This window comes from Streptomyces swartbergensis (assembly GCF_002148965.1).
In the GTDB taxonomy this organism is placed as follows: domain Bacteria; phylum Actinomycetota; class Actinomycetes; order Streptomycetales; family Streptomycetaceae; genus Streptomyces; species Streptomyces swartbergensis.
Window position 1 is genome coordinate 1 of sequence record NZ_NGFN01000072.1, and the last position, 20,651, is coordinate 20,651.

Consider the following 20,651-nt stretch of genomic DNA (forward strand, 5'->3'; position numbering starts at 1 on the left):
CCTGGGCACGGGACGACACCCCTCTCCCCGACCCGGAACCCGACTTCCCCGGCCCCTACACCGTCCTCGTCGTCGACGGCGACCCCGGCGGAGCCGACCTGCGTGAAGCCGTGGCACGGCTGGCGCTGGAGGGCCCCCGGGCCGGCATCCATGTCGTCTGCCTGGCCGAGACGGCGGCCGCCTCACCCGCCTCGCCCGTGACGGAGACCTACGAGGCGGCCTGCTCGGTGTCGCCGACGTTCCGGCAGTGCGGTGCGGTCGCGCTGCTCAGCGGCGACGTGGCGACGGCCCTGCGGCTGATGCGCGTGGCCCGGGTCGGCGGCGCCTCGGGCCCGGTCGGGCCCGTGGGCCACGGCACCATCGCCACCGTCGACGCCGTCTCCCCCGCGTGGGCCGAGCGGTTCGCGCGGGCGCTGGCGCCGCTGCGTACGGACGGCGCGACGAGCGAGCGGCAGCCGCGCGTCTCCGCGCCACTGCCCCAGGCGGCCCGGCTGCTGGACGAGCTGGGCCTGGCCCGGGCCACTCCGGCGTCGCTGATGGCGCGCTGGGCGGACGCGGCCGACGACACCGAGGCGCTGGGCGGGCGGGTGCGCGCGGTGCTGGGCGCCGGGCCGCGCGGCCCGGTCTGCGCGGACCTCGCGGCCCAGGGGCCGCATCTGCTGATCGAGGGCCCGCCGGGCAGCGGCCGTACGGAGCTGCTGCGGGCGGTCGTCGCGTCCCTGGCCGCCGCCGAGCGGCCGGACCGGCTGGGCATCGTGCTGGTCGACGGCCGGGGCGGTCCCGGCGCGGGCGGCGGGTCCGGCGAGGGACTGCGCCTGTGTACGGACGTCCCGCATGTCACCACCTACCTCACCGCCCACGACCCGGTCCGGATGCGCGAGTTCGCGCAGTCCCTGAGCGCCGAGCTGAAGCGGCGCGCCGAGCTGCTGGGGCGCTCCGACTTCGCCGAGTGGCACACCGGGCGCGAGCTGTCGGGCCGCATGGTGGCCCAGCGCACGGCGACGGCCCGGGGCGGCGCCCAGGCCGAGGCCGGTGCGGGGACCGCCGCCGGGGCCGGGGATCTCGACTCCCCGCCCAGTTCGACGATGCGGCTGCGGCCCCGAGCGGCCCGGCGGCAGACGGAGGCGGCGCCGCCGCTGCCCAGGCTCGTCGTGGTCGTGGACGACCTGGACGCGCTGGTCTCCCCCGCCCTCGGCTCGACCGGACGGCCCGCGGCCGGATCGGTGATGCGCGCGCTGGAGGCCGTGGCCCGGGAGGGCGAGCGGCTGGGCGTCCACCTGGTGGCGGCCACCGGCCCGTGTGCCCGTACGGCGGAGACGGAACCGGCGCGCCGGGCCACGCTCCGCGTCACCCTCGACGCCCCGGCGCCGGGCCCCGACGAGCCCGCTCCGGGCCGTGGCCGCCTCGCCTGCGCGGACGGGCGGGTCACGCCGTTCCAGGGCGGGCGGGTCACCGGCCGTATTCCCCGGACGGCGACGCTCCGGCCCACGGTCGTGCCCCTGGAATGGCACCGCATGGGTGACCCTCCGGCCCGCCGTCCGGTGCGGGAACTCGGAAACGGCCCGACCGACCTGGCACTGTTGGCCAGCGCGCTGGAAAGGGCGGCGCGGGAGGTCGCGGCGGCGCAGGTGCCGTCACTTCTGTAGCACTCGTCCGTGGCACTGGCTGGATGCCGACCCCGTCCGTCGGCCAGGGCCGAGTCCCTGGTCACGAGGGGGTCACGATCCCCCGCTTGACAGCCGACGCCATCTTGCCGCCCCCGCACACCCGGGCGTAGACCAGATCGCACGGGAGCGCGCTCGACGTTCGACGAGGGAACGAAGAACGGGGCAGTCATGCGCATGACGAGCACCATCCGGACACGCTGGTCGCCGCAACGGGACAAGGCGACCCCCCAGCACCGCAGAGCCGCCAAGGCCGCGGCCGCCGTCGCCGCGGGAGCGCTCGCGCTCTCGCTCACCGCCTGCGGAGGCGACGGCGACGGAAACAGTGGAACCGAGGGAAACACCGAGGAGACCGCCAACAACGTCACTCTTCCGAAGCTGGACGGGACGAGCCTGGAGATCGCCGCCGTGTGGAGCGGCGCCGAGCAGGCCAACTTCAAGAAGGTCCTGGCGGAGTTCGAGAAGCGCACGGGCGCCAAGGTCACGTTCGTGCCCGCCCAGGACCCGATCATCAACTTCATCGGCTCGAAGGTGGCCGGCGGGCAGCCGCCGGACATCGCGATGCTGCCGCAGCCGGGCGCCATCAAACAGGCCGTCGACCGGGGCTGGGCCAAGCCTCTCGGCGCCGAGGCGCTGAAGGAGCTCGGCGAGAACTACTCGCAGGGCTGGCAGGACATCGGCAAGGTGGGCGGCAAGCAGTACGGCGTCTACTACAAGGCCGCCAACAAGTCCCTGATCTGGTACAACAACCAGGTCTTCGAGAACGCCGGGGCGACTGAGCCCGAGACCTGGCCGGATCTGCTGAAGACGGCACAGACGGTCTACGACTCCGGCGTCACCCCGTTCTCCGCCGGCGGCGCCGAGGGCTGGACGCTGACCGACTGGTTCGAGAACGTCTACCTCTCACAGGCCGGGCCGGAGAAGTACGACCAGCTGGCCAAGCACGAGATCAAGTGGACGGACCCGTCCGTGAAGGACGCGCTGACCACGCTCGCGCAGGTCTGGGGCAAGGCCAACTACGTCGCGGGCGGAGCGAACGGGGCGTTGCAGACCGACTTCCCGGCCTCCGTCACGCAGGTCTTCACCGGCGGGGACCAGCCCAAGGCGGCCATGGTCGCCGCGGGCGACTTCGCGCAGGTCAACATCCCCACGACCATGAAGGTCGGCACGGACGCGAAGGTGTTCCCGTTCCCGGCGGTCGGTGACAACGGGCCGGTGGTCTCGGGCGGCGACGCGGCCGTGATCCTTCAGGACTCGAAGGGAGCGCAGGCCCTGGCCACCTGGCTCGCCTCGCCGGACGCGGCCCAGATCCAGGCCAAGCTGGGCGGCTACCTCTCGCCGAACAAGAACGTGCCGAACTCCGCGTACCCGAACGCGGTGCAGCAGAGGATCGCCAAGGCGCTCGTCGACGCCGGTGACGACTTCCGCTTCGACATGTCCGACCAGGCCCCGCAGGCCTTCGGCGGCACGCCCGGCAAGGGCGAGTGGAAGATCCTCCAGGACTTCCTGAAGAACCCGAAGGACGTCGCGGGTACGCAAGCGAAGCTGGAGACCGAAGCGGCCGCGGCCTACGGAGGCTGACGGCATGACGTCGGCCACGGCGGCAGGGGGCGTCAAGCCCCCTGCCGTTCCCAAGTCGCGCAAGAGTGTGACCGGCACCCGCAGGACCGTCGCGGCGCTGTTCCTGCTGCCCGCGCTCGTCCTGCTCGGCGCGCTCGTGGTGTACCCGATCGGGTACTCGGTGGTCCGCAGCTTCTACGACCAGTCCGGTGACGGCTTCGCCGGGATCGACAACTACAAGGCCCTCTTCACCGACGAGGGCATCCGCACCGCGCTGAAGAACAACATCATCTGGGTGGTGTTCGCGCCGACGGTCGCGACGGTGCTCGGCCTGATCTTCGCGGTGCTGACCGAACGGGTGCGCTGGGGCACGGCCTTCAAGCTGGTCGTCTTCATGCCGATGGCGATCTCGATGCTGGCGGCGGGCATCATCTTCCGCCTGGTGTACGACCAGGACCCGGACAAGGGCGTCGCGAACGCGGTGTGGGTGGGCGTGCACGACACGTTCACCCAGGCGTCGGCGTTCCCGAAGGCCCACCCGGGCCGTGAGTCGCCGCTGGAGCCGGCGGGCGGGGGCGCGTTCATCACCAAGTCGCCCGTCCGCACGGGCGAGACCGTCTCGCTGCCCCTGGTGGGTGTCGCGCCGGACCTGATGCCGGACGACGCGAAGCCCGCCGTGGCGGCGAAGCCCGAGCCGGACAAGATCACCGGTACGACCTGGCAGGACTTCACGCGGGGCCAGGGCGTGGGGACGCTCAACCGGGTCGACTCGTCCGAACTGGGCTATGCCGGCATGAGGATCGAGGCCGTGAAGGACGGCAGGGTGGTGGCGTCGGCGACGGCCGCCGACGACGGCACCTTCACGCTGCCGGCCTCGGCCGACGGGGCCCAACTCCGCCTCCCGGACAGCAACTTCAAGGAGCCGTACGCCGGCCTGGACTGGCTGGGCCCGTCCCTGGTCACCCCGGCCATCATCGGCGCGTACATCTGGATGTGGGCGGGCTTCGCGATGGTGCTGATCGCGGCGGGGCTCGCGGGCGTGCCGCGGGAACTGCTGGAGGCCGCCCGGGTCGACGGCGCGAGTGAGTGGCAGGTGTTCAGACGGGTCACGGTGCCGCTGCTGGCGCCGGTCCTCGCGGTCGTCACCGTCACCCTGATGATCAACGTGCTGAAGATCTTCGACCTGGTCTTCATCATCGCCCCCGGCTCCGCCCAGGACGACGCGAACGTCCTCGCCCTGGAGCTGTACCGCAAGGGCTTCTCCGAGGACCAGCCGGGCATCGCCAGCGCCATCTCGGTGTTCCTGCTGCTCCTCGTGATCCCGGTGATGTGGTTCAACGTGCGTCGGCTGAGGCGGGAGGTGCGGCGATGAAGGCGAAGCAGTCGCTGGGGTCCCGGCTGGCCGAGGGGGTCAGCGGTGGGCTGGTGCGGGTGTTCCTCATCGTCGTCGGCCTGTTCTGGCTGGTGCCGACGATCGGTCTGCTGCTGGCCAGTCTCCGCTCGCCGGAGGACATCGCGGCGAGCGGCTGGTGGAAGGTGTTCACCGAGCCGTCGCAGATCACGTTCGACAGTTACTCCAAGCTGCTGGAGAACGAGGACATCACCAGCAGCCTGGTCAACACGGTGTGGATCACCGTCCCGGCGACCCTGCTGGTCGTGATCGTCGGCTCGCTGGCGGGCTACGCCTTCGCCTGGATGGAGTTCCCGGGGCGCGACTGGTGGTTCCTGGGCGTGGTCGGCCTGTTGGTCGTGCCCGTGCAGGTCGCGCTGATCCCGATCGCCGAACTCTTCGGCGAGATCGGCATCTTCGGCACGGTGATCGGCGTGGTGCTCTTCCACGTCGGCTTCGGTCTGCCGTTCGCGGTGTTCCTGCTGCGGAACTTCTTCGCGGAGATCCCGAGGGAGCTGCTGGAGGCGGCGCGGCTGGACGGGGCGGGTGAACTGCGCCTGTTCTTCCGCGTCGTGATGCCGCTCGGCGCCCCGGCGATCGCCTCGCTCGGCATCTTCCAGTTCCTGTGGGTGTGGAACGACATGCTGGTCGCGCTGATCTTCTCGGACTCCGGGAGCCAGCCGATCACGGTCGCACTCCAGACGCAGGTACGGCAGTTCGGCAACAACATCGACGTGCTGGCACCCGGCGCGTTCATCTCGATGGTGGTCCCGCTGGCCGTCTTCTTCGCGTTCCAGCGGCAGTTCGTGTCCGGCGTGATGGCAGGGGCCGTCAAGTAGCGTTCAGCGCAGGGTAGTTGGAGGGGCGGACCGGTCGCGGTCCGCCCCTTCGGCGTTCCCCCGGATGCCGTAGCCGCCGTAACCAACTCGCCCCACCGGCCGTTCCCGGGCCGAACGCCCGCGCCGACCGATGGATGGCCTCTTGCCCAGGTTCAGTGTCATTGTCCCCGCGTACCAGGTTCAGGCGTACCTGCGCGAGTGCCTCGAATCGGTGCTCTCCCAGTCCTGTCCCGATCTCGAACTGATCGTCGTCGACGACTGCTCGCCGGACGCGTGCGGCGCGATCATCGACGAGTTCGCCGCCCGCGACGCGCGCGTCCACCCCGTCCACCTGCCCGAGAACGTCGGCCTGGGCCGCGCGAGAAACGCCGGCGTGGCGCGCGCGAGCGGCGACTACCTGCTGTTCCTCGACAGCGACGACACCCTCACACCCGACGCGCTGCGGTCGATCGCGGACCGGCTGAAGGAGACGGGCGATCCGGACGTCCTGGTCTTCGACTACGCGCGCACCTACTGGACGGGGGAGGCGGTCCGCAACCAGGCGGCCCTCCAGCTCACCGAGCAGAGCCCGGCCCCGTTCCGCCTGGAGGACCGGCCCGGCCTGCTGAGGCTGCTGATGGTCGCCTGGAACAAGGCCTACCGGCGGGAGTTCGTCGAGGAGCAGGGGTTCGCGTTCCCGCCCGGGTACTACGAGGACACGCCGTGGACGTACCCGGTGCTGATGACCGCGGAGTCGATCGCGACCCTGGACCGCGTCTGCGTGCACTACCGGCAGCGGCGCCAGGGCAGCATCCTGCGCACCACCAGCGAGCGGCACTTCGACGTCTTCGAGCAGTACGACCGGGTGTTCGCGTATCTGGAGGAGCGCCCCGAACTGGCCCGGTGGCGGCCGGTGTTGTTCCGCCGCATGGTCCATCACCTGGCGATCGTGTACTCCCGGCGGGACCGGCTGCCCCCCGGCTCGCGCGCGGACTTCATGCGCCGGGCCCGCGCCCACTACCGCCGCTACCGCACCCGGGGCGCCCCAATCCCGCTGCGCGCCCGGGTGCAGCACGCCCTGATCCGCTTCGGCCTGCACCGCACGTACCGCACGCTCCAGCTGGTGTCGGCCCTGCATCGCGGCGTGGCGCGGACCACCGGGAAGCTGCTGCGCGGTCTACGGTCAGTCGCGCTCAGGGTCCACTACCGCGTCCAGCGCTGTCTCCCGCTGCGCGCCGACCGGGCCGTCTTCGCCGCCTACGACGGGCGCGGCCACAGCTGCAACCCGGGCGCGCTGGAGTCCGCGTTCCGGGATCTCGCGCCGCACATCCGCACGGCGTGGATCGCCCGTCCCGAGCACCACCACACCGTCCCGCCGGGCACGCGCCGCCTCGTCCCCGGCACGGCCGCCTACTGGACGGCACTCGCCCGCTCCGCCTACCTGGTCAGCAACACCGCATTCGACCACCGCCTGGTCAAGCGCCGGGGCCAGACCCTGATCCAGACCGGGCAGGGCACCCCGCTGGGGCACATCGGCCTCGACCTCCAGGAACGCCCGGCGGCGGCCCGGGGCAGGGACTTCGCCCGGCTGCTCCAGGGCGTCGACCAGTGGGACTACGTGCTGTCCGCCAACCGCCACACCACCCTCACCCACGAGCGCGTCCACCCCGGCCGCTACACCACGCTGGAGTACGGCTACCCCCGCAACGACGTGTTCCGCACGGCGACCCCGGCGGACGTGGCCCGGCTGCGCGCCTCGCTCGGCATCCCGGAGGGCACCGTGGCGATCCTCTACGCGCCGACCCACCGCGACTACCGCCGCTCCCAGCGCCACGCCCTCGACCTCCAGCGGATCGTGCGCCGCCTGGGCCCGCGCTTCCTCGTGCTGGCCCGCGCCCACCACGCCTACGACGCCCCGCTGACCAGCTCCTTCGGCCGGGTCGTCGACGTCAGCGACCACCCGAGCGTGGAGTCCCTGTGCCTGGCCTCGGACGCCCTGGTCACGGACTACTCGTCGCTGATGTTCGACTACGCCAACCTGGACCGGCCGATCGTGATCCACGCCGACGACTGGGAGGCGTACGAGGCGGCCCGCGGCACCTACTTCGACCTGCGCTCCTTCCCGCCGGGCGCGGTCGCGCGCGGCGAGGACGAGCTGATCGACATCTTCGCCACCGGCCACTGGCGCGGCTCCCGGTCGGCCCAGCTGCGCTCGGCGTTCCGGGAGCGGTTCTGCACGTACGACGACGGCCGGGCCGCCGAGCGGGTCGTCCGCCGGGTCGTCCTCGGGGAGTCGGACCTGCCGCCGGTCGTGCCGCTCGACGAGCGCCGGCCGGTGCCGTCGGCGGCGGCCTCGCTGGCGCGCGAGCCGCTCGCCACGGTGCCGCAGCCGGCCGTCGCCGTCGACAGCCTCTGAACCCGGTTCTCACGCGGGAGTCCGTATGCCCTCCAGCCCGTCGCGGCCCACCCCGAGCCGGCCGCCCTCCTGGCGCCCGTCCGGGAGGCCGGGACGCCCTCGCGCCGCCTGACGCGGTCCCCGCGTCCGAAGAACCCACGACCCTCGACAGAAAGAGCAGAATGCCCCGCTTCAGCATCGTCGTCCCGTCCCATGGGGTCGCGGGCCGGCTGTCCCAGGCGCTGGACTCGATCCTCGCCCAGTCGTTCGGCGACTTCGAGCTGATCCCGGTGTGCGACGCGCCCGACTCACCAGCGGCGGACGTCGTCGCCGGGTACGCCGAGCGGGACTGCCGGGTGACGCCGGTGCACTCGCCGCCGTCGGCCGGTCTGGCCGGGGCGCGCAACACCGGGCTGCGGTCGGCGGTCGGCGGCCATGTGCTGTTCCTCGACGGGGACGACGTCCTGGTCCCGGGGGCGCTGGCGGCGCTGGACGCCCGGCTGGGCGCGGTCGGCGACGTCGACGTCCTGTACTTCGAGCACGAGCGCACCCCCTGGTGGGAGGGCGAGCCGGCCAACCCGGCCGCGCCCCTGCTGGCCGGGACACCGGACGGGGCCTTCTCCCCCGACCGGGCCCCGCGGCTGACGGGCGTGGCACTGCCGGCGTGGAGCGCGGCCTACCGCCGGGGCTTCCTCACCGAGCGGGGCCTCGCCTTCCCCGGGGACCACTTCACCGACACCGGGTTCGGCGGTCTGGTCGCCCTGCGGGCGGAGCGGGTGGCGGCCCTGCGCACGGTCGTCGTCCGGCATCTGCTGCGCCGGCAGGGCAACCGTCTCAACCTGCCCGGGGAGCACCACGCCGAGCTTCTCGACCAGACCGAGCTCGTGCTGACGCGGGCCGTGGAGCAGGGGCTGCCGGCGGACCGGCTGAGGCCGCTGTTCGAGCAGCTCTTCGCCGCCGTGCTGAAGACGGCTGCCCATCCCCGGCGGCTGCCGACCGGGCGGCGCGCCTTCTTCCGCCGGGCGAGCGCGCTCTACCGGCGGCACCGCCCCGCGGGCTACCAGCCGCCCGGCGGCAGCCTCGGCGTCCAGCACCGGCTGCTGGCGGCCGGGTCGTACGCGGCGTTCCGCACCCTGCGCGCCGCCAACCGGAGGGCCGCGCGAGCCGCCGCGCTGCTCCCGCGCCCCCGGGGGCTGCGCACCCGCCTGCGCTACGCGGCGGACCTGCGCCTGCCCCTCGACGAGAACCTCGCCGTGTACTGCGCGTACTGGGGCCGCGGCTACACCTGCAATCCGGCCGCGATCCACGCCAAGGCCCGCGAACTCGCCCCACACCTGCGCTCGGTGTTCCTGGTGGAGCCCGACGCGGTGGACAGCGTGCCGAAGGACGTGGAGTACGCGGTGATCGGCAGCCGGAAGTACTGGCAGGTGCTGGCCCGCGCCAAGTACCTCGTCAACAACGCCAACTTCGCGGACGCCGTCGTCAAACGCCCCGGCAGCGTGCACCTGCAGACCCAGCACGGCACACCGCTGAAGAAGATGGGCGCCGACCAGGCGACGTACCCCGTGGTGGCCGCGGCGACCGGGAGCTTCGCCAGGCTGCTGGCCCGGGTCGACCGCTGGGACTACAACCTCACCTCCAACCGCCATTCCACCGAGATGTGGGAGAAGGCGTTCCCCGGCGCGCACGAGACCCTCGAGTACGGCTATCCGCGCAACGACGTCTACTGCACGGCGTCCGCCGAGGACGTCGCCCGCGCCCGCAAGGAGCTGGGCGTCCCCGACGGCAAGAAGGCCCTGCTCTACGCGCCCACGCACCGCGACTACGCCACCGGCTTCGAATCGGGTCTGGACCTGGCGGAGTTCTGCGAGGCGATCGGCGACGACTACGTGGTGCTGCTGCGCGCCCACTACTTCTACGACCAGGGCTCCTCCCGGGGCGGCGGCCGGATCATCGACGTCACCGGGCACCGCTCCTCGGAGGACGTGTGCCTGGCCGCCGACGCGCTGATCACCGACTACTCGTCGATCATGTTCGACTACGCCAACCTGGACCGGCCGATCGTCGTGTACGCCGACGACTGGGAGGTCTACCGGGAAGTCCGGGGCGTCTACTTCGACCTGATGGCGTCCCCGCCCGGCCGGGTCGCCCGTACGCCCGAGGAACTGACGGCCCTCTTCCGCGACGGCACTTACGCGGACGAGTCCGCCGCGGCCCTGCGCGCCGCGTTCCGGGAGCGCTTCTGCCAGTTCGACGACGGGCGGGCCGGCGAGCGCGTCGTACGCCGGGTGCTGCTGGGGGAGCCGCCCGAGTCGATCCCGCCCGTGATCCCGCTGGCGGAGCGCGTCCCGGCCCCCGCAGCCGTCACCCTCGTAAGGAGCTGATCGAAGAAGTGCCCCGCTTCAGCATCATCGTCCCCGTCTACAAGGTGCAGGGCTTCCTGCGCGAGTGTCTCGACTCGGTGCTCGGCCAGTCGTACGGCGACTTCGAGGTGATCGCCGTGGACGACCGCTCGCCGGACGGCAGCGGCGCGATCCTCGACGAGTACGCGGCCCGCGACGCCCGGGTGCGGGTGCTGCACCTGCCCGAGAACGTCGGCCTGGGCCGGGCCCGCAACGCCGGCCTGGAGCAGGCGGCCGGCGACTACGTCCTGTTCCTCGACAGCGACGACCACTACACGCCGGGCCTGCTGGCGGCCGTCGCCGCGCGGCTGGAGCTGACGAGCGACCCGGACATCCTGGTCTTCGACCACGTGCGCACTCACTGGTGGGGCCGGGGCGGGCGCAGTGAGGCGGCGGACCTGCTGGCCGCGGCGGGCACGGACACCTTCGGCATCCGGGAGAGCCCGCAGTACCTGAACCTCTTCCTGGTCGCCTGGAACAAGGCGTACCGCCGGTCCTTCTTCCAGGAGCACGGCCTTCGGTACGCGCCGGGGCTGTACGAGGACGCGCCGGTCACCTACCGGTCGATGGTGCTGGCGGAGCGGATCGCCTGCCTGGACCGGATCGGGGTGGAGTACCGGCAGCGCCGGCAGGGCGCGATCACCAAGACGCCCGGGCGCCGGCACTTCGACATCTTCCCGCAGTACGAGGGCCTGTTCGCCTTCCTGGAGCAGCGCCCCGACCTCGACTGGGCACGGCCCCTGCTGCTGGAGCGGGCCCTGGACCACATGCTGTTCGTGCTGGCCCGGGAGGACCGGGTCCGGCCCGCGGACCGGGGCGACTTCTACCGCGAGATCCGCTCCTTCCACCGCCGTCACCTCCCCGAGGGCGGCTTCCCGGAGCCGGACGGCTGGCGCGGGGTCGAGATGCGGCTCGTGGCGTCGGCGCCCTACGCGTCCTACGCGGCGGTGCGGGGCCTGCGGGACCTGCGCGCGGCGGCCCTGGGCGGGCAGCGGCGGGTGACGCGGAAGGCGTCGGACGTCGCCGTGCGCACCTGGTACCGGGCCCAGTCGAAGCGGCCCCTCGATCCGCATCTCGCCGTCTACTCGGCGAACCACCACCGGGGCGTGTCCGGCGACCCGGCCGCGATCCACGCCAAGGCCGGCGAGCTCGCCCCGCACATCCGGGGCGTGTGGGTGGTCCGGGAGGACGCGGTGGACGCGCTGCCGCCCGGCATCGACCACGTCACGCCGGGCTCGCGGCGCTACCACGAGGTCATGGCGCGGGCCACGTACTGGGTGAACGACGTCAACTGGCCCGGCACCCTGGCCAAGCGGCCCGGCAGCGTCCACATCCACACCCACCAGGGCACCCCGCTCAAGTACATGGGCGCCGACCTGCTGACCAAGCCGGGCGCCCGGCACGGCTTCGACGTGCCGCAGCTGCTGCGCCGCGCCGACCGCTGGGACTACAGCCTGGTCGCCGGGCGGCACGCGGAGCGGGCCTGGGAGCGGGCGTACCCGTGTCACTTCACCTCGCTGCGGACCGGCAGCCCGCGCAACGACGTGCTGGTCGGCGCCGGCCCGGAGCGGGGCCCGGCGGTGCGCGAGCGGCTCGGCATCCCCGCCGGCCACACGGTCGTGCTGTACGCGCCGACCCGCCGCGACTACCGGCGGGGCGGCCACGTGGACCGGTTCGACCTGGCCCGGTTCGCCGCGGACCTCGGCCCCGGCCACACGCTCGTCGTCCGCCTGCACCCGTCGCTGGCCCAGGGCGTGGCGCGCGGCCTGGGCCTTGCCGACCTGCACCGGCGGGGAGTGGTGGTGGACGCGACCGACGAGCCGCACGTCGAGGACGTGCTGCTCGCCTCCGACGCGCTGGTCACCGACTACTCCGCCCTGATGTTCGACTACGTCCTCCTCGACCGGCCGGTGGTGGTGCACGCCGACGACTGGGGCGCGTTCACGGCCAGCCGGGGCGCCTACTTCGACATCACGGCCGACGCGCCGGGGCACGTGTCGCGCTCCTACCGGGAACTGGCCTGGCTGTTCGCGTCCGGCACCTGGCAGGACGCGGAGTCGGCGCGGCTGCGGGCGGGCTTCCGGGAGCGGTACTGCGAGTTCGAGGACGGGCAGGCCGCCGAGCGCGTCGTACGCCTGCTGATGCTGGGCGAGCGAGGCGGTGCGCTGCTGCCCGCGGCACGCCGTATCCCGGGGCTGCCCGCCAGGTCCGAGGCGCTGGTCGAACGATGAGAACTCCCGCCGGCCCCGAAGCCGTTCCCTCCCTGCCCGGCCAGCGGGCCTCCTCGGCCCGGCCCCTGGCCGTCGTCGAGCGGCTGCGGCCGGTGCACTGGTGGCACGCGGCACTGGTCGCCGTACCGACCGCGGCCCTGTTCGTACTGGGCTACCGGCGGCGCTGGATCTGCGACGACGGGCTGATCTATCTGCGTCCGGTCCGGCAGATCCTGGCGGGCAACGGGCCCGTGTTCAACGTGGGGGAACGGGCGGAGAGTTCGACCGGCACCCTGTGGCAATGGCTGCTCGCGCTCGGCACCTGGGTCACCGGCGAGGACCCGGCCTTCCTCGCCGTCGGGCTGGGGCTGCTGCTGAGCACGGCCGGCTTCGGGCTCGCCCTGATCGCCATGTGCCGGCTGCACCGGTCCGCGGGGCTGCTGCTCCCGGCCGGTGTGTTGGTGCTGCTGGCCGTCCCCCCGTTCTGGTCGTACATGACCTCGGGTCTGGAGAGCGGCCTCGGCGCCTTCTGGACCGGTCTGTCGTGGTGGCTGCTGACGGGTACCCGGCGCGGTCAGGAGGCCCGGGTGACCTGCGCCGCCGCCTTCGTGTTCGGGCTGGGCCCGCTGGTCCGGCCCGATCTCGCGGTGGTCACGGTGTGCTTCCTGGCGGCGCAGTGGTGGGTGCTGCGCCCGGCCCGGTGGGGCACCGCGGCGATGCTGGCCTCGGCGGTGGCGCTGCCGCTGGCGTACGAGGTGTTCCGCGCCGGGTACTACGGGATCCTGGTGCCGCTGCCCGCCATCGCCAAGGAGGCGAGCGCCAGCGACTGGAGCCGGGGCGCCGGCTATGTGCAGGAGACGCTCGGACCCTACTGGCTGTGGCCCGTCGTGCCCGTGCTCGCCGCCCTGGCCGTCCTCCTCGTGCGGCGCGTCCGCCGGGAACGGCGGGAGCGCGCCCCGGGGCGGGCCTCGCTCGCGGTGCTGCTGGCGCCGCTCGTGGCGGGTGCGCTGCTGGCCGGGTACGTCGTCCGCGTCGGCGGCGACTACATGCACGCCCGCATGATCCTGCCCGCCCTCCTGCTGCTGCTCCTGCCGGTCCTGGTCGTGCCCGCGACCAGGTTCACGGGGGTCGCGAGCGCGCTGCTGCTGGTGTGGCTGTGCGCGGCGGTGAGCCCGCTGCGGGAACCGTTCGACGTACGCAGCACGCCCGGCTCCTTCAACGTGCGCAGCTCCGACGTGGAGGGCCTCGGCGACCACAACCCGGTGCGCACCGCCACCTGGGTGGACAACTGGCCGTCCCTGCCGGAGGGGCGCGGCATGCTGACCCGGGCCGCGCGGGCGCCCCGGCCGACGCTGCTGTACTTCGACGCCGGGCGCCGGCTGCACGCCACGCCGATGCGGGAGGACTCCCCGTACCACGTGGTGATCGTGGGACGTCATCTCGGTGTCACGGGAGCCGCGGCGCCGCTCGACGCCTATGTCAACGACGCCTGGGGGCTGGCCAGTCCCGTCGGCGCGCATCTCGCGCTGGAGCGGTGGAGCTGGCCCGGGCACGAGAAGTTCCTGCGCAACTACTGGGTCTTCGCGGAGTGGGCGGTGGAGCACCCGCCACAGCGCGACCTGCTGCGGGCCGGGGCATCCCGGGAGGCCGTCGAGGCGGCCCGGGCCGCGCTGGGCTGCGGCGAGCTGGCCGAGCTGAAGGAGTCGGTGCGCGCGCCGCTGACCGCCGAGCGGTTCTGGCGGAACCTCACGGGGGCCTTCGAGCGGACGCAGTTCCGGTTCGCGCGCTGGCCGGTCGCGGCGGAGCGGGCGCTGTGCGACTGACGGCGGCAGGTGGGTGCATCGGCAGGTGGGTGTAAGTCGCCTCACCCAATGAAGTGACCCGGGGTCAGGGCTCCGGTACGGGCGGGAACATTCGGCGCATGCCCCAGTCCCTCCCCTTTCCCACAGTCCTGTGAGCGCCGGAGTCCTCGTCCGTCGGACCGTACGCGGCGCGACGGCGCTGCGCGGCGGCCGCGTGGGGCGGCTGACCCCGTACCAGCTCCTCGGTGCCCTGTTCTGGCTGGTGATGACGCTGGCGTTCTGGCGGGTCCCCCTGTGCTGCGACGCCGGACAGCACGCGGCGGTCGTCGAGCGTCTCAAGGCCGATCTGCTGCACCCGGCCCACACCATGGCCGATCTGCCGGGCGAGGGCAGCCCGTACTACGGGCCGTACGCCGTCGCCCAGGGCGTCCTGGCGCGGCTGACGGGGCTGTCCGGCTGGGCGGTCGTGAAGCTCGCCGGGCCGGTGCATCTGCTGGTGCTGCTGACGGGGATCGGCCGTTTCGTCCGGGCTCTCACCCCGCGCCCATGGGCGCCAGTGCTGGCCCTGCTGTTCATGACGCTGCTGTGGGGCACCACGCGGATCCTGTGGAGCGGCTACCTCGGGCTGATGTCGATGACGACGAACCTGGGCTATCCGTCCGCGGCCGCGATCGGCGTGACGTTCTGGGCGTGGGCCTGGACCTGCGTGCGCGCCCGGGACGACGCCCCCGCCGTTCGCTTCGTCGGCCCGAGCGGGCTCGGCGGCTGGTGGGGGTATGCCGGGATCGGCGTCCTGTACGGGCTGATCCTGCTCACCCACCCCGTCACGGCGGCCTCGGCGCTCACCGGGGCGGCGGCGATCGTGGCGTCCCGGCAGCGCGGGTGGCGCCGGCCGGTCGTGGTGCGCTGGGCGCTCGCCGGGGCGGCCTGCGCGGCGGTCGCCCTGACCTGGCCTTACTACGACGTCCTGACGCTGGTGGGCGACACGGGCATGGACGCCATGCACCGGCAGCTGTACGAGCGGATGCTCGCCAACTCCTGGCTGGCGCTGCTCGGCCTGCCCGCGCTGTGGGTGCGGGCCCGCAGGCCGGTGCGTGACCCGCTGGTGCTGATGTTCCTGCTGGAGTGCCTGCTGGTGGCGTACGGCTGGGTGAGCGGGCACTACACGTACGCCAGGGCCCTGTGGGCCGTGCTGGTGCCGCTCCAGTTCGCGCTGGCGGTGGAGCTGGCGGCGCCCCGGCCGTGGCGGCGGGCCCGGAGGCTGCTGGGCGGGGCGGCGGCGGTCGGGGTGTGCGTCGGGTTCGTCACCGTGCACGCCGGGGCGGTCGTGCCGCGCTCGGTCGACCCGGTGGGGTTCACGCAGCCGACGCGCTGGCCGTCGTACGACTGGGCGGCGCGGCACATCGGGCCGGGCGAGGTGGTGATCACCGACGGGTATCTGGCCAGCCACTCCATCGCCGGGTACGGGCCGAACCTCGCCGCGCCCATCTGGCCCGACCCCGCCCTGGACGAACGGGAGCGCAAACGCCGGGCGGCCGACGTCCGCGCCTATCTGGCCCCCGACGCGACCCGCGCCGAGCGGGCCGCCGTCGTCCGCCGCTACCACGTGCGCTGGCTGCTGCTGACGCGCTGGCACCCGGTGCCCGAGGAGGCCGTGGTGGTGGCGTGGAGCAGACGGACGGGGGAGGTGCTGGCACGGGTCGGGGGGTGACTGCCGGTGCTTGCTCGATTGCCTACTCCATGACGAGGTCGACCTCGATGTTGCCGCGGGTGGCGTTGGAGTACGGGCAGACCTGGTGGGCCTGCTCGACCAGCTTGCGGCCGGTCGCCTCGTCCACGCTGTCGGGGAGCTCCACGCGGAGGGTGACGGCGAGCCCGAAGCCCTCGCCCTGCTTGCCTATGGAGACCTCGGCGGTCACGGCGGCGTCGCTGACGTCGACCTTGGCCTGGCGGCCGACGAGGCCGAGGGCGCTGCCGAAGCAGGCGGCGTAACCGGCGGCGAAGAGCTGCTCGGGGTTGGTGCCCTGGCCGTTGCCGCCCAGCGCCTCGGGCATGCCCAGCGCGAGGTCCAGCACGCCGTCGGAGCTGACGGCGCGGCCCTCGCGGCCGTGGGTGGCGGTGGCGACAGCGGTGTAGAGCGCGTCCATGGAAATCCTTCCCTCTCACACGTCAACGTTCGGCGGCCCGCTTCCGGGGCCGCCTGACACCAGAATTAGAGCACACAATTAAGTTGTGTGCAATTGAGTGGCGGGTGCGAGCTACCCTGGAGGCATGAACACGCCGGACGACGACTGGCTCCGCCTGGACCAGCAGATCTGCTTCTCCCTGCACGCGGCATCGCGCGCCTTCAACGGCGTCTACCGCGGGATCCTCAAGGACCTCGGACTCACGTACCCCCAGTACCTGGTGATGCTGGTGCTCTGGGAGCACGACGAGTTGCCCGTGAAGAAGCTCGGGGAGCATCTGCGCCTGGACTCCGGCACGCTGTCGCCGTTGCTCAAGCGGCTGGAGGCGGCAGGGCTCGTGCGCCGGGAGCGCAGCGCGCGCGACGAGCGGTCGGTGGAGGTGCGGCTGACCGAGGAGGGCGTCGCGCTGCGGCGGCGCGCGCTTCAGGTGCCGCGCCGGATCGCCGCCTCGACCGGGTTCGACACCGACGAGATCCGCACCCTGCGCGCCCGCCTCGACGAGCTCACCACCGCCTTGGACGCGGCGGCGCTCGCGGAGCCGACGGGCGGCGCGCCGGGAGACGGGCGGTCGTAGCGGAGGCAGCGGGCTCGCCGGTGGACGCGCCGGGTGGCTGATCGGTGGTCGCTGCGTCGGCGGGTGGGTCATCGGCGGCCGGTACGTCGGGCATCAAGGGGCGCGGGGAACTGCGCGATCAACCACCGACGGCCGGCACTCGACACGAAACCGCAAGCTGCCACGGCGCCTGGCGGACGGCTCGTCAGCGGTGACTGCACCGGCGGACGCACCTTGGCGGACGGCTTGTCAGCGGTGGCTGCCCCGGCGGGCGCACCTTGGCGGACGGCTCACCGACGGTCGTTACGTCGGCGGACGACTCATCGGTGGTCGCGACGCCGGTGGACGGCTCGCCCGTGGCCCCGGCAACTCGGCGGTCGCGGCACCGGCGGTCGCCAGCCCGGTGGACGGCTCCTCGACGGACGGTGCGTCGGCCGGGGTCCTCCGGACATGGAGGCGGAGGATCACCCCGTCCCGGGTGTGTTCCTCCCGGACGGTGAACTCCTCCGCCAGGACGGCCAGTTTCGTGCGCTCGACCGGGTCGGACGGAGACCAGCGCGGGTCCAGCGCGTACGTCTCGGCGACTACCCAGACGCGGTCCACTGAGGCGAGCCTGTGCCGCAGGTCCCCGGGGGTCGCCTCACGGCCCCACAGTGTCCCGGACCGTGGCGCCGACTCCCGCAGGGCGATGTCCCTGACTTGCCGGAATCCCTTCGGGTAGGCCAGCGCGGCGAGCCTCCCGACCGACGGCACGAACAGCACCGGGTCGCCGGGGCGCATCTGGCGGAGGGCGAGCGAGGAGACGACGGCGAGGTTGTCGGGGCGGTGGGCGGCGGACCGGTCCTGGCGGTGGACGGGGAGGTGGTGGACGAAGGCGGCCGTGAGGGCGAGGACGCCGGTGACGCCCAGCAGGGCGTGCACCTGCCGCCCGCCGACCCGTACCCGGCGCCCGTCGAACCGCAGCCGCCCCAGCACTCCGACCACCCGCCCGGCCCCGGCGGCCACCAGCAGGGACGCCCCGGCCAGGGAGTAGAGCACGTACCGGTCGTGGAACAGCGGCCGCACCTGCGACACCGTCATCAGCATCCCCGGCGGCACGAGCAGCAGCGGGAGCGCGACCGCCGCCAGCCGCCGCGTCCGGAGCCCGACGGCCATCAGCAGCAGCGACGCCCAGAAGACCACCCCGACCGGACCGGGAGAGAAGTGCCGCAGCAGCCTCTCCGCCCTGTCCCACCCGGGCGTCACCAGCCACGCGACCTGCCCGGACTGCCCCTGCGACACCCACACCAGCGGCAGCATGAGCAGCACGACCGCTCCCGCGGCGCGTCCCCAGCCGGACCACACGCTCCTCGGCACCCGCATGAGGGCCAGCGTCGCCGCGTGCGCGCACAGCACCAGCACCGCCAGCTCGTGCAGCAGACAGGTCAGGGCGACGACGCTCCCGTACGGCCACCAGGCGAGTACCGTGGCCGCCTCCACCGCCCTGAGAAGCAGCAGCGTCGCCCCCGCCACGCCCGCCGCGACGAGCGCGTACGACCGTCCCTCCTGGGCGTAATGGCCGGTCATCGGCGTGATCGCGTAGAGGAGACCGGCCCACAGGCCGACCCGTGGCCCGGCCAGCCGGACACCGAGGGCCGCGACCAGGCCGGCGGTCGCGGCCGCCGCGCACACCGACGGCAGGCGCAGGACGACCTCGCCCGGGTGGACGGCGAGGACGGCGTGCATGAACAGGTAGTACAGGCCGTGCACCGCGTCCACGTCGTGCAGCAGCCGCCAGATCTGCGGCACCGTGCGCTGCGCCACCTGGAAGGTGACGCTCTCGTCGCCCCACATGCCACCGCGGTCCAGGCCCCACAGCCCGAACCCCAGCATCACGGCCATGGGAACCGCCACGGGCACCACGCCCGCGCCGAAGCGGCCGCTCGCCCTCGACTGCGCACTCATCACGGGCCGATTCTGTGCCGTTGCGCAGGCTTTGATGATGCTTGATGGTGTGTTACCACTTTCATGTCATTCGCCCGGCTTACGATCCGCCGTAATGAATGCCGTACAGAACCCCGAGAGGCCCCTCCCTCAGGTCGCCGTCGTGGTCATCGGCTACGACGACGCCGCCCATGTGACGGACGCCGTGCGCTCGGCGCTCGCCCAGGGCCCGGCCGTGCGCGAGGTCGTGGCCGTCGACGACTGCTCGACGGACGGCAGCGCCGGCCTGCTCCACCGGCTCGCCGCGTCGGAACCCCGCCTGAAGGTCATCCGCCGCCGGGCCAACAGCGGCGGCTGCGGCACCCCGCGCAACACCGGGCTCGACGCGGTGACGTCGCCGTACGTGATGTTCCTGGACAGCGACGACATCCTGCCGCCCGGCGCGGTCGACGCGCTGCTCGACGCGGCGACCGGCGCGCACGCGGAGGTCGCGAGCGGCCTGTGCGTACGCCGGGAACTGCCGTCGGAGCGCGAAGTACCCTGGCAAGCGCGCCTGTACGCGCTCCACGCCGTGGTGCCGCACCCCGCGCAGCGCCCGCGCCTGGTCCACGACACGCTCTGCGTCAACAAGCTCTACCGCACCGGCTTCCTGCGCGAGCACGGCATCCGCTTCCCCGAGGGCCGCTTCCCGTACGAGGACGTCGTCTTCACCGCGCGCGTGCTGGCCGCGGCCCCGCGCATCGCCCTGGTCCCGGACCGGGTGTACGTCTGGCACGTGCGCCGGTCCGCCGAGCGGCTGTCGATCTCGCTGGACCGGTCCGGCGTCGAGAACTGGCGGGCCCGCACGGAGGCGTGCCGGCAGGCGTACGAGATCCTGCTGGGCGCCGGGCAGAAGGAACTGGCGCGGGTGGCGCGCGCCAAGTTCCTCGACCACGACCTGCGGATGTACCTGCGTGAACTGGGGCTGCGCGACGCCGCCTACCGGCGTGCGTGGTGGGAGATCACGCGGGCGCATCTCGCGGAGTACGACGCGGACGACTGGGCCCGCGACCCGGCCGCTCCCGGCCGGCTGGCCGGGCGGGTCGTCCTGGCCTCCCCGGAGCCGCGCGACCTGCCCCGGCTGCGGGAGCTGGCGGCTCGCCCGGCCCGGCTCTATCCGCCGTACGCCCGGGCCGCGGACGGCACGCCCGTCTGGTCGGAGGACCTCCCGCAGGTCTCCCTGGAGCCCCTGCTCACCCGGCCCGTGCCCGTGCTGCCCCTGGCCGTCGACGCGGAGCTGCGGCCACGCGCGCGTGGTGCCCGTCTGCGGCTGCGCCTGCACGAGCTGTACGGCCGGGTGGCGCGGGCGGGCCCGGAGGCGGTGGAGGTGGAGTGGCGGCACCGGGACGACGGCGAGGAGGTGGTCCGCGGTACGACCGCGCTGGTGCCGTCGGCGGGCACCTGGTCGGCGGAGACGACGGTCGACCTCCCCGCGCTGGCCGCACCCGGCGTGGGCACCTGGGACCTGCGCCTTCGCATCCGCTTCCGCGACGGCGTGAGCCGCGACGTCACGGCGCACGCCCTCACGGGCGCCGGTCTGCTGCGCCGCAGCGCCGTCCCGAGCGCCCGGCACGGCGTGGTACTCGTACAGCCGTACGCCACCCACTCCGGCTCGCTGGCGCTGCGCGTGGCGCCCGGCGCACGCGGTGTGCTGTCCGTCGCACGTGGAAGGCTGCGCCGCCTGCTTCACTGAGAGCACGACGCGTATC

General features: G+C 73.4%; 13 protein-coding genes. 11 read left to right on the forward strand and 2 right to left on the reverse strand.

The annotated features are described in order from the left end of the window. From CA983_RS14270 to CA983_RS14310, 9 genes are all read left to right on the forward strand, one after another. The coding region (locus CA983_RS14270; protein ID WP_279628434.1) for an FtsK/SpoIIIE domain-containing protein at positions 1–1,646 on the forward strand (1,646 nt) is incomplete at its 5' end. A 189-nt stretch (positions 1,647–1,835) separates the two neighbouring features. Beyond that, positions 1,836–3,245: an ABC transporter substrate-binding protein gene (locus CA983_RS14275; protein ID WP_086601267.1), complete on the forward strand. Its 1,410-nt coding sequence runs from the start codon at positions 1,836–1,838 to the stop codon at positions 3,243–3,245. A 4-nt stretch (positions 3,246–3,249) separates the two neighbouring features. After that, on the forward strand, positions 3,250–4,596 hold the full coding sequence (locus CA983_RS14280) for a carbohydrate ABC transporter permease (protein ID WP_244206886.1): 1,347 nt from the start codon (positions 3,250–3,252) through the stop codon (positions 4,594–4,596). After that, positions 4,593–5,453, forward strand: coding sequence for a carbohydrate ABC transporter permease (locus CA983_RS14285; protein ID WP_086601268.1), 861 nt, complete (start codon positions 4,593–4,595; stop codon positions 5,451–5,453). Before CA983_RS14280 ends, CA983_RS14285 begins: the two co-directional genes overlap by 4 nt. Positions 5,454–5,595: 142 nt before the next feature. After that, positions 5,596–7,848 carry a bifunctional glycosyltransferase/CDP-glycerol:glycerophosphate glycerophosphotransferase gene (locus CA983_RS14290; RefSeq protein WP_086601269.1) on the forward strand — a complete coding sequence of 751 codons (2,253 nt, stop codon included), beginning with the start codon at positions 5,596–5,598 and terminating at the stop codon, positions 7,846–7,848. Between the two features lie 161 nt (positions 7,849–8,009). Next, positions 8,010–10,211: a bifunctional glycosyltransferase/CDP-glycerol:glycerophosphate glycerophosphotransferase gene (locus CA983_RS14295; RefSeq protein WP_086601270.1), complete on the forward strand. Its 2,202-nt coding sequence runs from the start codon at positions 8,010–8,012 to the stop codon at positions 10,209–10,211. Between the two features lie 8 nt (positions 10,212–10,219). Then, positions 10,220–12,460 carry a bifunctional glycosyltransferase/CDP-glycerol:glycerophosphate glycerophosphotransferase gene (locus CA983_RS14300; RefSeq protein WP_086601271.1) on the forward strand — a complete coding sequence of 747 codons (2,241 nt, stop codon included), beginning with the start codon at positions 10,220–10,222 and terminating at the stop codon, positions 12,458–12,460. Then, a complete protein-coding gene (locus CA983_RS14305; protein ID WP_086601272.1) occupies positions 12,457–14,262 on the forward strand; it encodes an arabinofuranosyltransferase AftB family protein in 1,806 nt (601 codons plus the stop codon). Before CA983_RS14300 ends, CA983_RS14305 begins: the two co-directional genes overlap by 4 nt. A gap of 130 nt (positions 14,263–14,392) precedes the next feature. Next, entirely contained in the window at positions 14,393–15,952 is a 1,560-nt protein-coding gene (locus tag CA983_RS14310; protein ID WP_086601273.1) for a hypothetical protein, read from the forward strand. A gap of 22 nt (positions 15,953–15,974) precedes the next feature. On the opposite strand, the gene CA983_RS14315 is transcribed toward CA983_RS14310, so the two are convergent. Next, positions 15,975–16,388, reverse strand: a complete 414-nt coding sequence (locus CA983_RS14315; RefSeq protein WP_086601274.1) for an organic hydroperoxide resistance protein — start codon at positions 16,386–16,388, stop codon at positions 15,975–15,977. A 124-nt stretch (positions 16,389–16,512) separates the two neighbouring features. Here CA983_RS14315 and CA983_RS14320 point away from each other — a divergent pair, with 124 nt between their 5' ends. Beyond that, entirely contained in the window at positions 16,513–17,001 is a 489-nt protein-coding gene (locus tag CA983_RS14320; protein ID WP_086601275.1) for a MarR family winged helix-turn-helix transcriptional regulator, read from the forward strand. Between the two features lie 282 nt (positions 17,002–17,283). On the opposite strand, the gene CA983_RS14325 is transcribed toward CA983_RS14320, so the two are convergent. Further along, positions 17,284–18,924 carry a glycosyltransferase family 39 protein gene (locus tag CA983_RS14325; protein ID WP_244206887.1) on the reverse strand — a complete coding sequence of 547 codons (1,641 nt, stop codon included), beginning with the start codon at positions 18,922–18,924 and terminating at the stop codon, positions 17,284–17,286. A 94-nt stretch (positions 18,925–19,018) separates the two neighbouring features. On the opposite strand from CA983_RS14325, the gene CA983_RS14330 reads away from it, so the two are divergent. After that, positions 19,019–20,635 (forward strand): glycosyltransferase family A protein, encoded by a 1,617-nt coding sequence (locus tag CA983_RS14330; RefSeq protein WP_086601276.1) that lies wholly within the window; start codon positions 19,019–19,021, stop codon positions 20,633–20,635. Positions 20,636–20,651 lie beyond the last annotated feature (16 nt).

Coding starts and splice junctions, on each gene's coding strand:
- CA983_RS14305 (WP_086601272.1), top strand. CDS start 12,457: ATGAGAACTCCCGCCGGCCCCGAAGCCGTTCCCTCCCTGCCCGGCCAG.
- CA983_RS14275 (WP_086601267.1), top strand. CDS start 1,836: ATGCGCATGACGAGCACCATCCGGACACGCTGGTCGCCGCAACGGGAC.
- CA983_RS14315 (WP_086601274.1), bottom strand. CDS start 16,388: ATGGACGCGCTCTACACCGCTGTCGCCACCGCCACCCACGGCCGCGAG.
- CA983_RS14295 (WP_086601270.1), top strand. CDS start 8,010: ATGCCCCGCTTCAGCATCGTCGTCCCGTCCCATGGGGTCGCGGGCCGG.
- CA983_RS14320 (WP_086601275.1), top strand. CDS start 16,513: ATGAACACGCCGGACGACGACTGGCTCCGCCTGGACCAGCAGATCTGC.
- CA983_RS14280 (WP_244206886.1), top strand. CDS start 3,250: ATGACGTCGGCCACGGCGGCAGGGGGCGTCAAGCCCCCTGCCGTTCCC.
- CA983_RS14330 (WP_086601276.1), top strand. CDS start 19,019: ATGAATGCCGTACAGAACCCCGAGAGGCCCCTCCCTCAGGTCGCCGTC.
- CA983_RS14325 (WP_244206887.1), bottom strand. CDS start 18,924: ATGAGTGCGCAGTCGAGGGCGAGCGGCCGCTTCGGCGCGGGCGTGGTG.
- CA983_RS14285 (WP_086601268.1), top strand. CDS start 4,593: ATGAAGGCGAAGCAGTCGCTGGGGTCCCGGCTGGCCGAGGGGGTCAGC.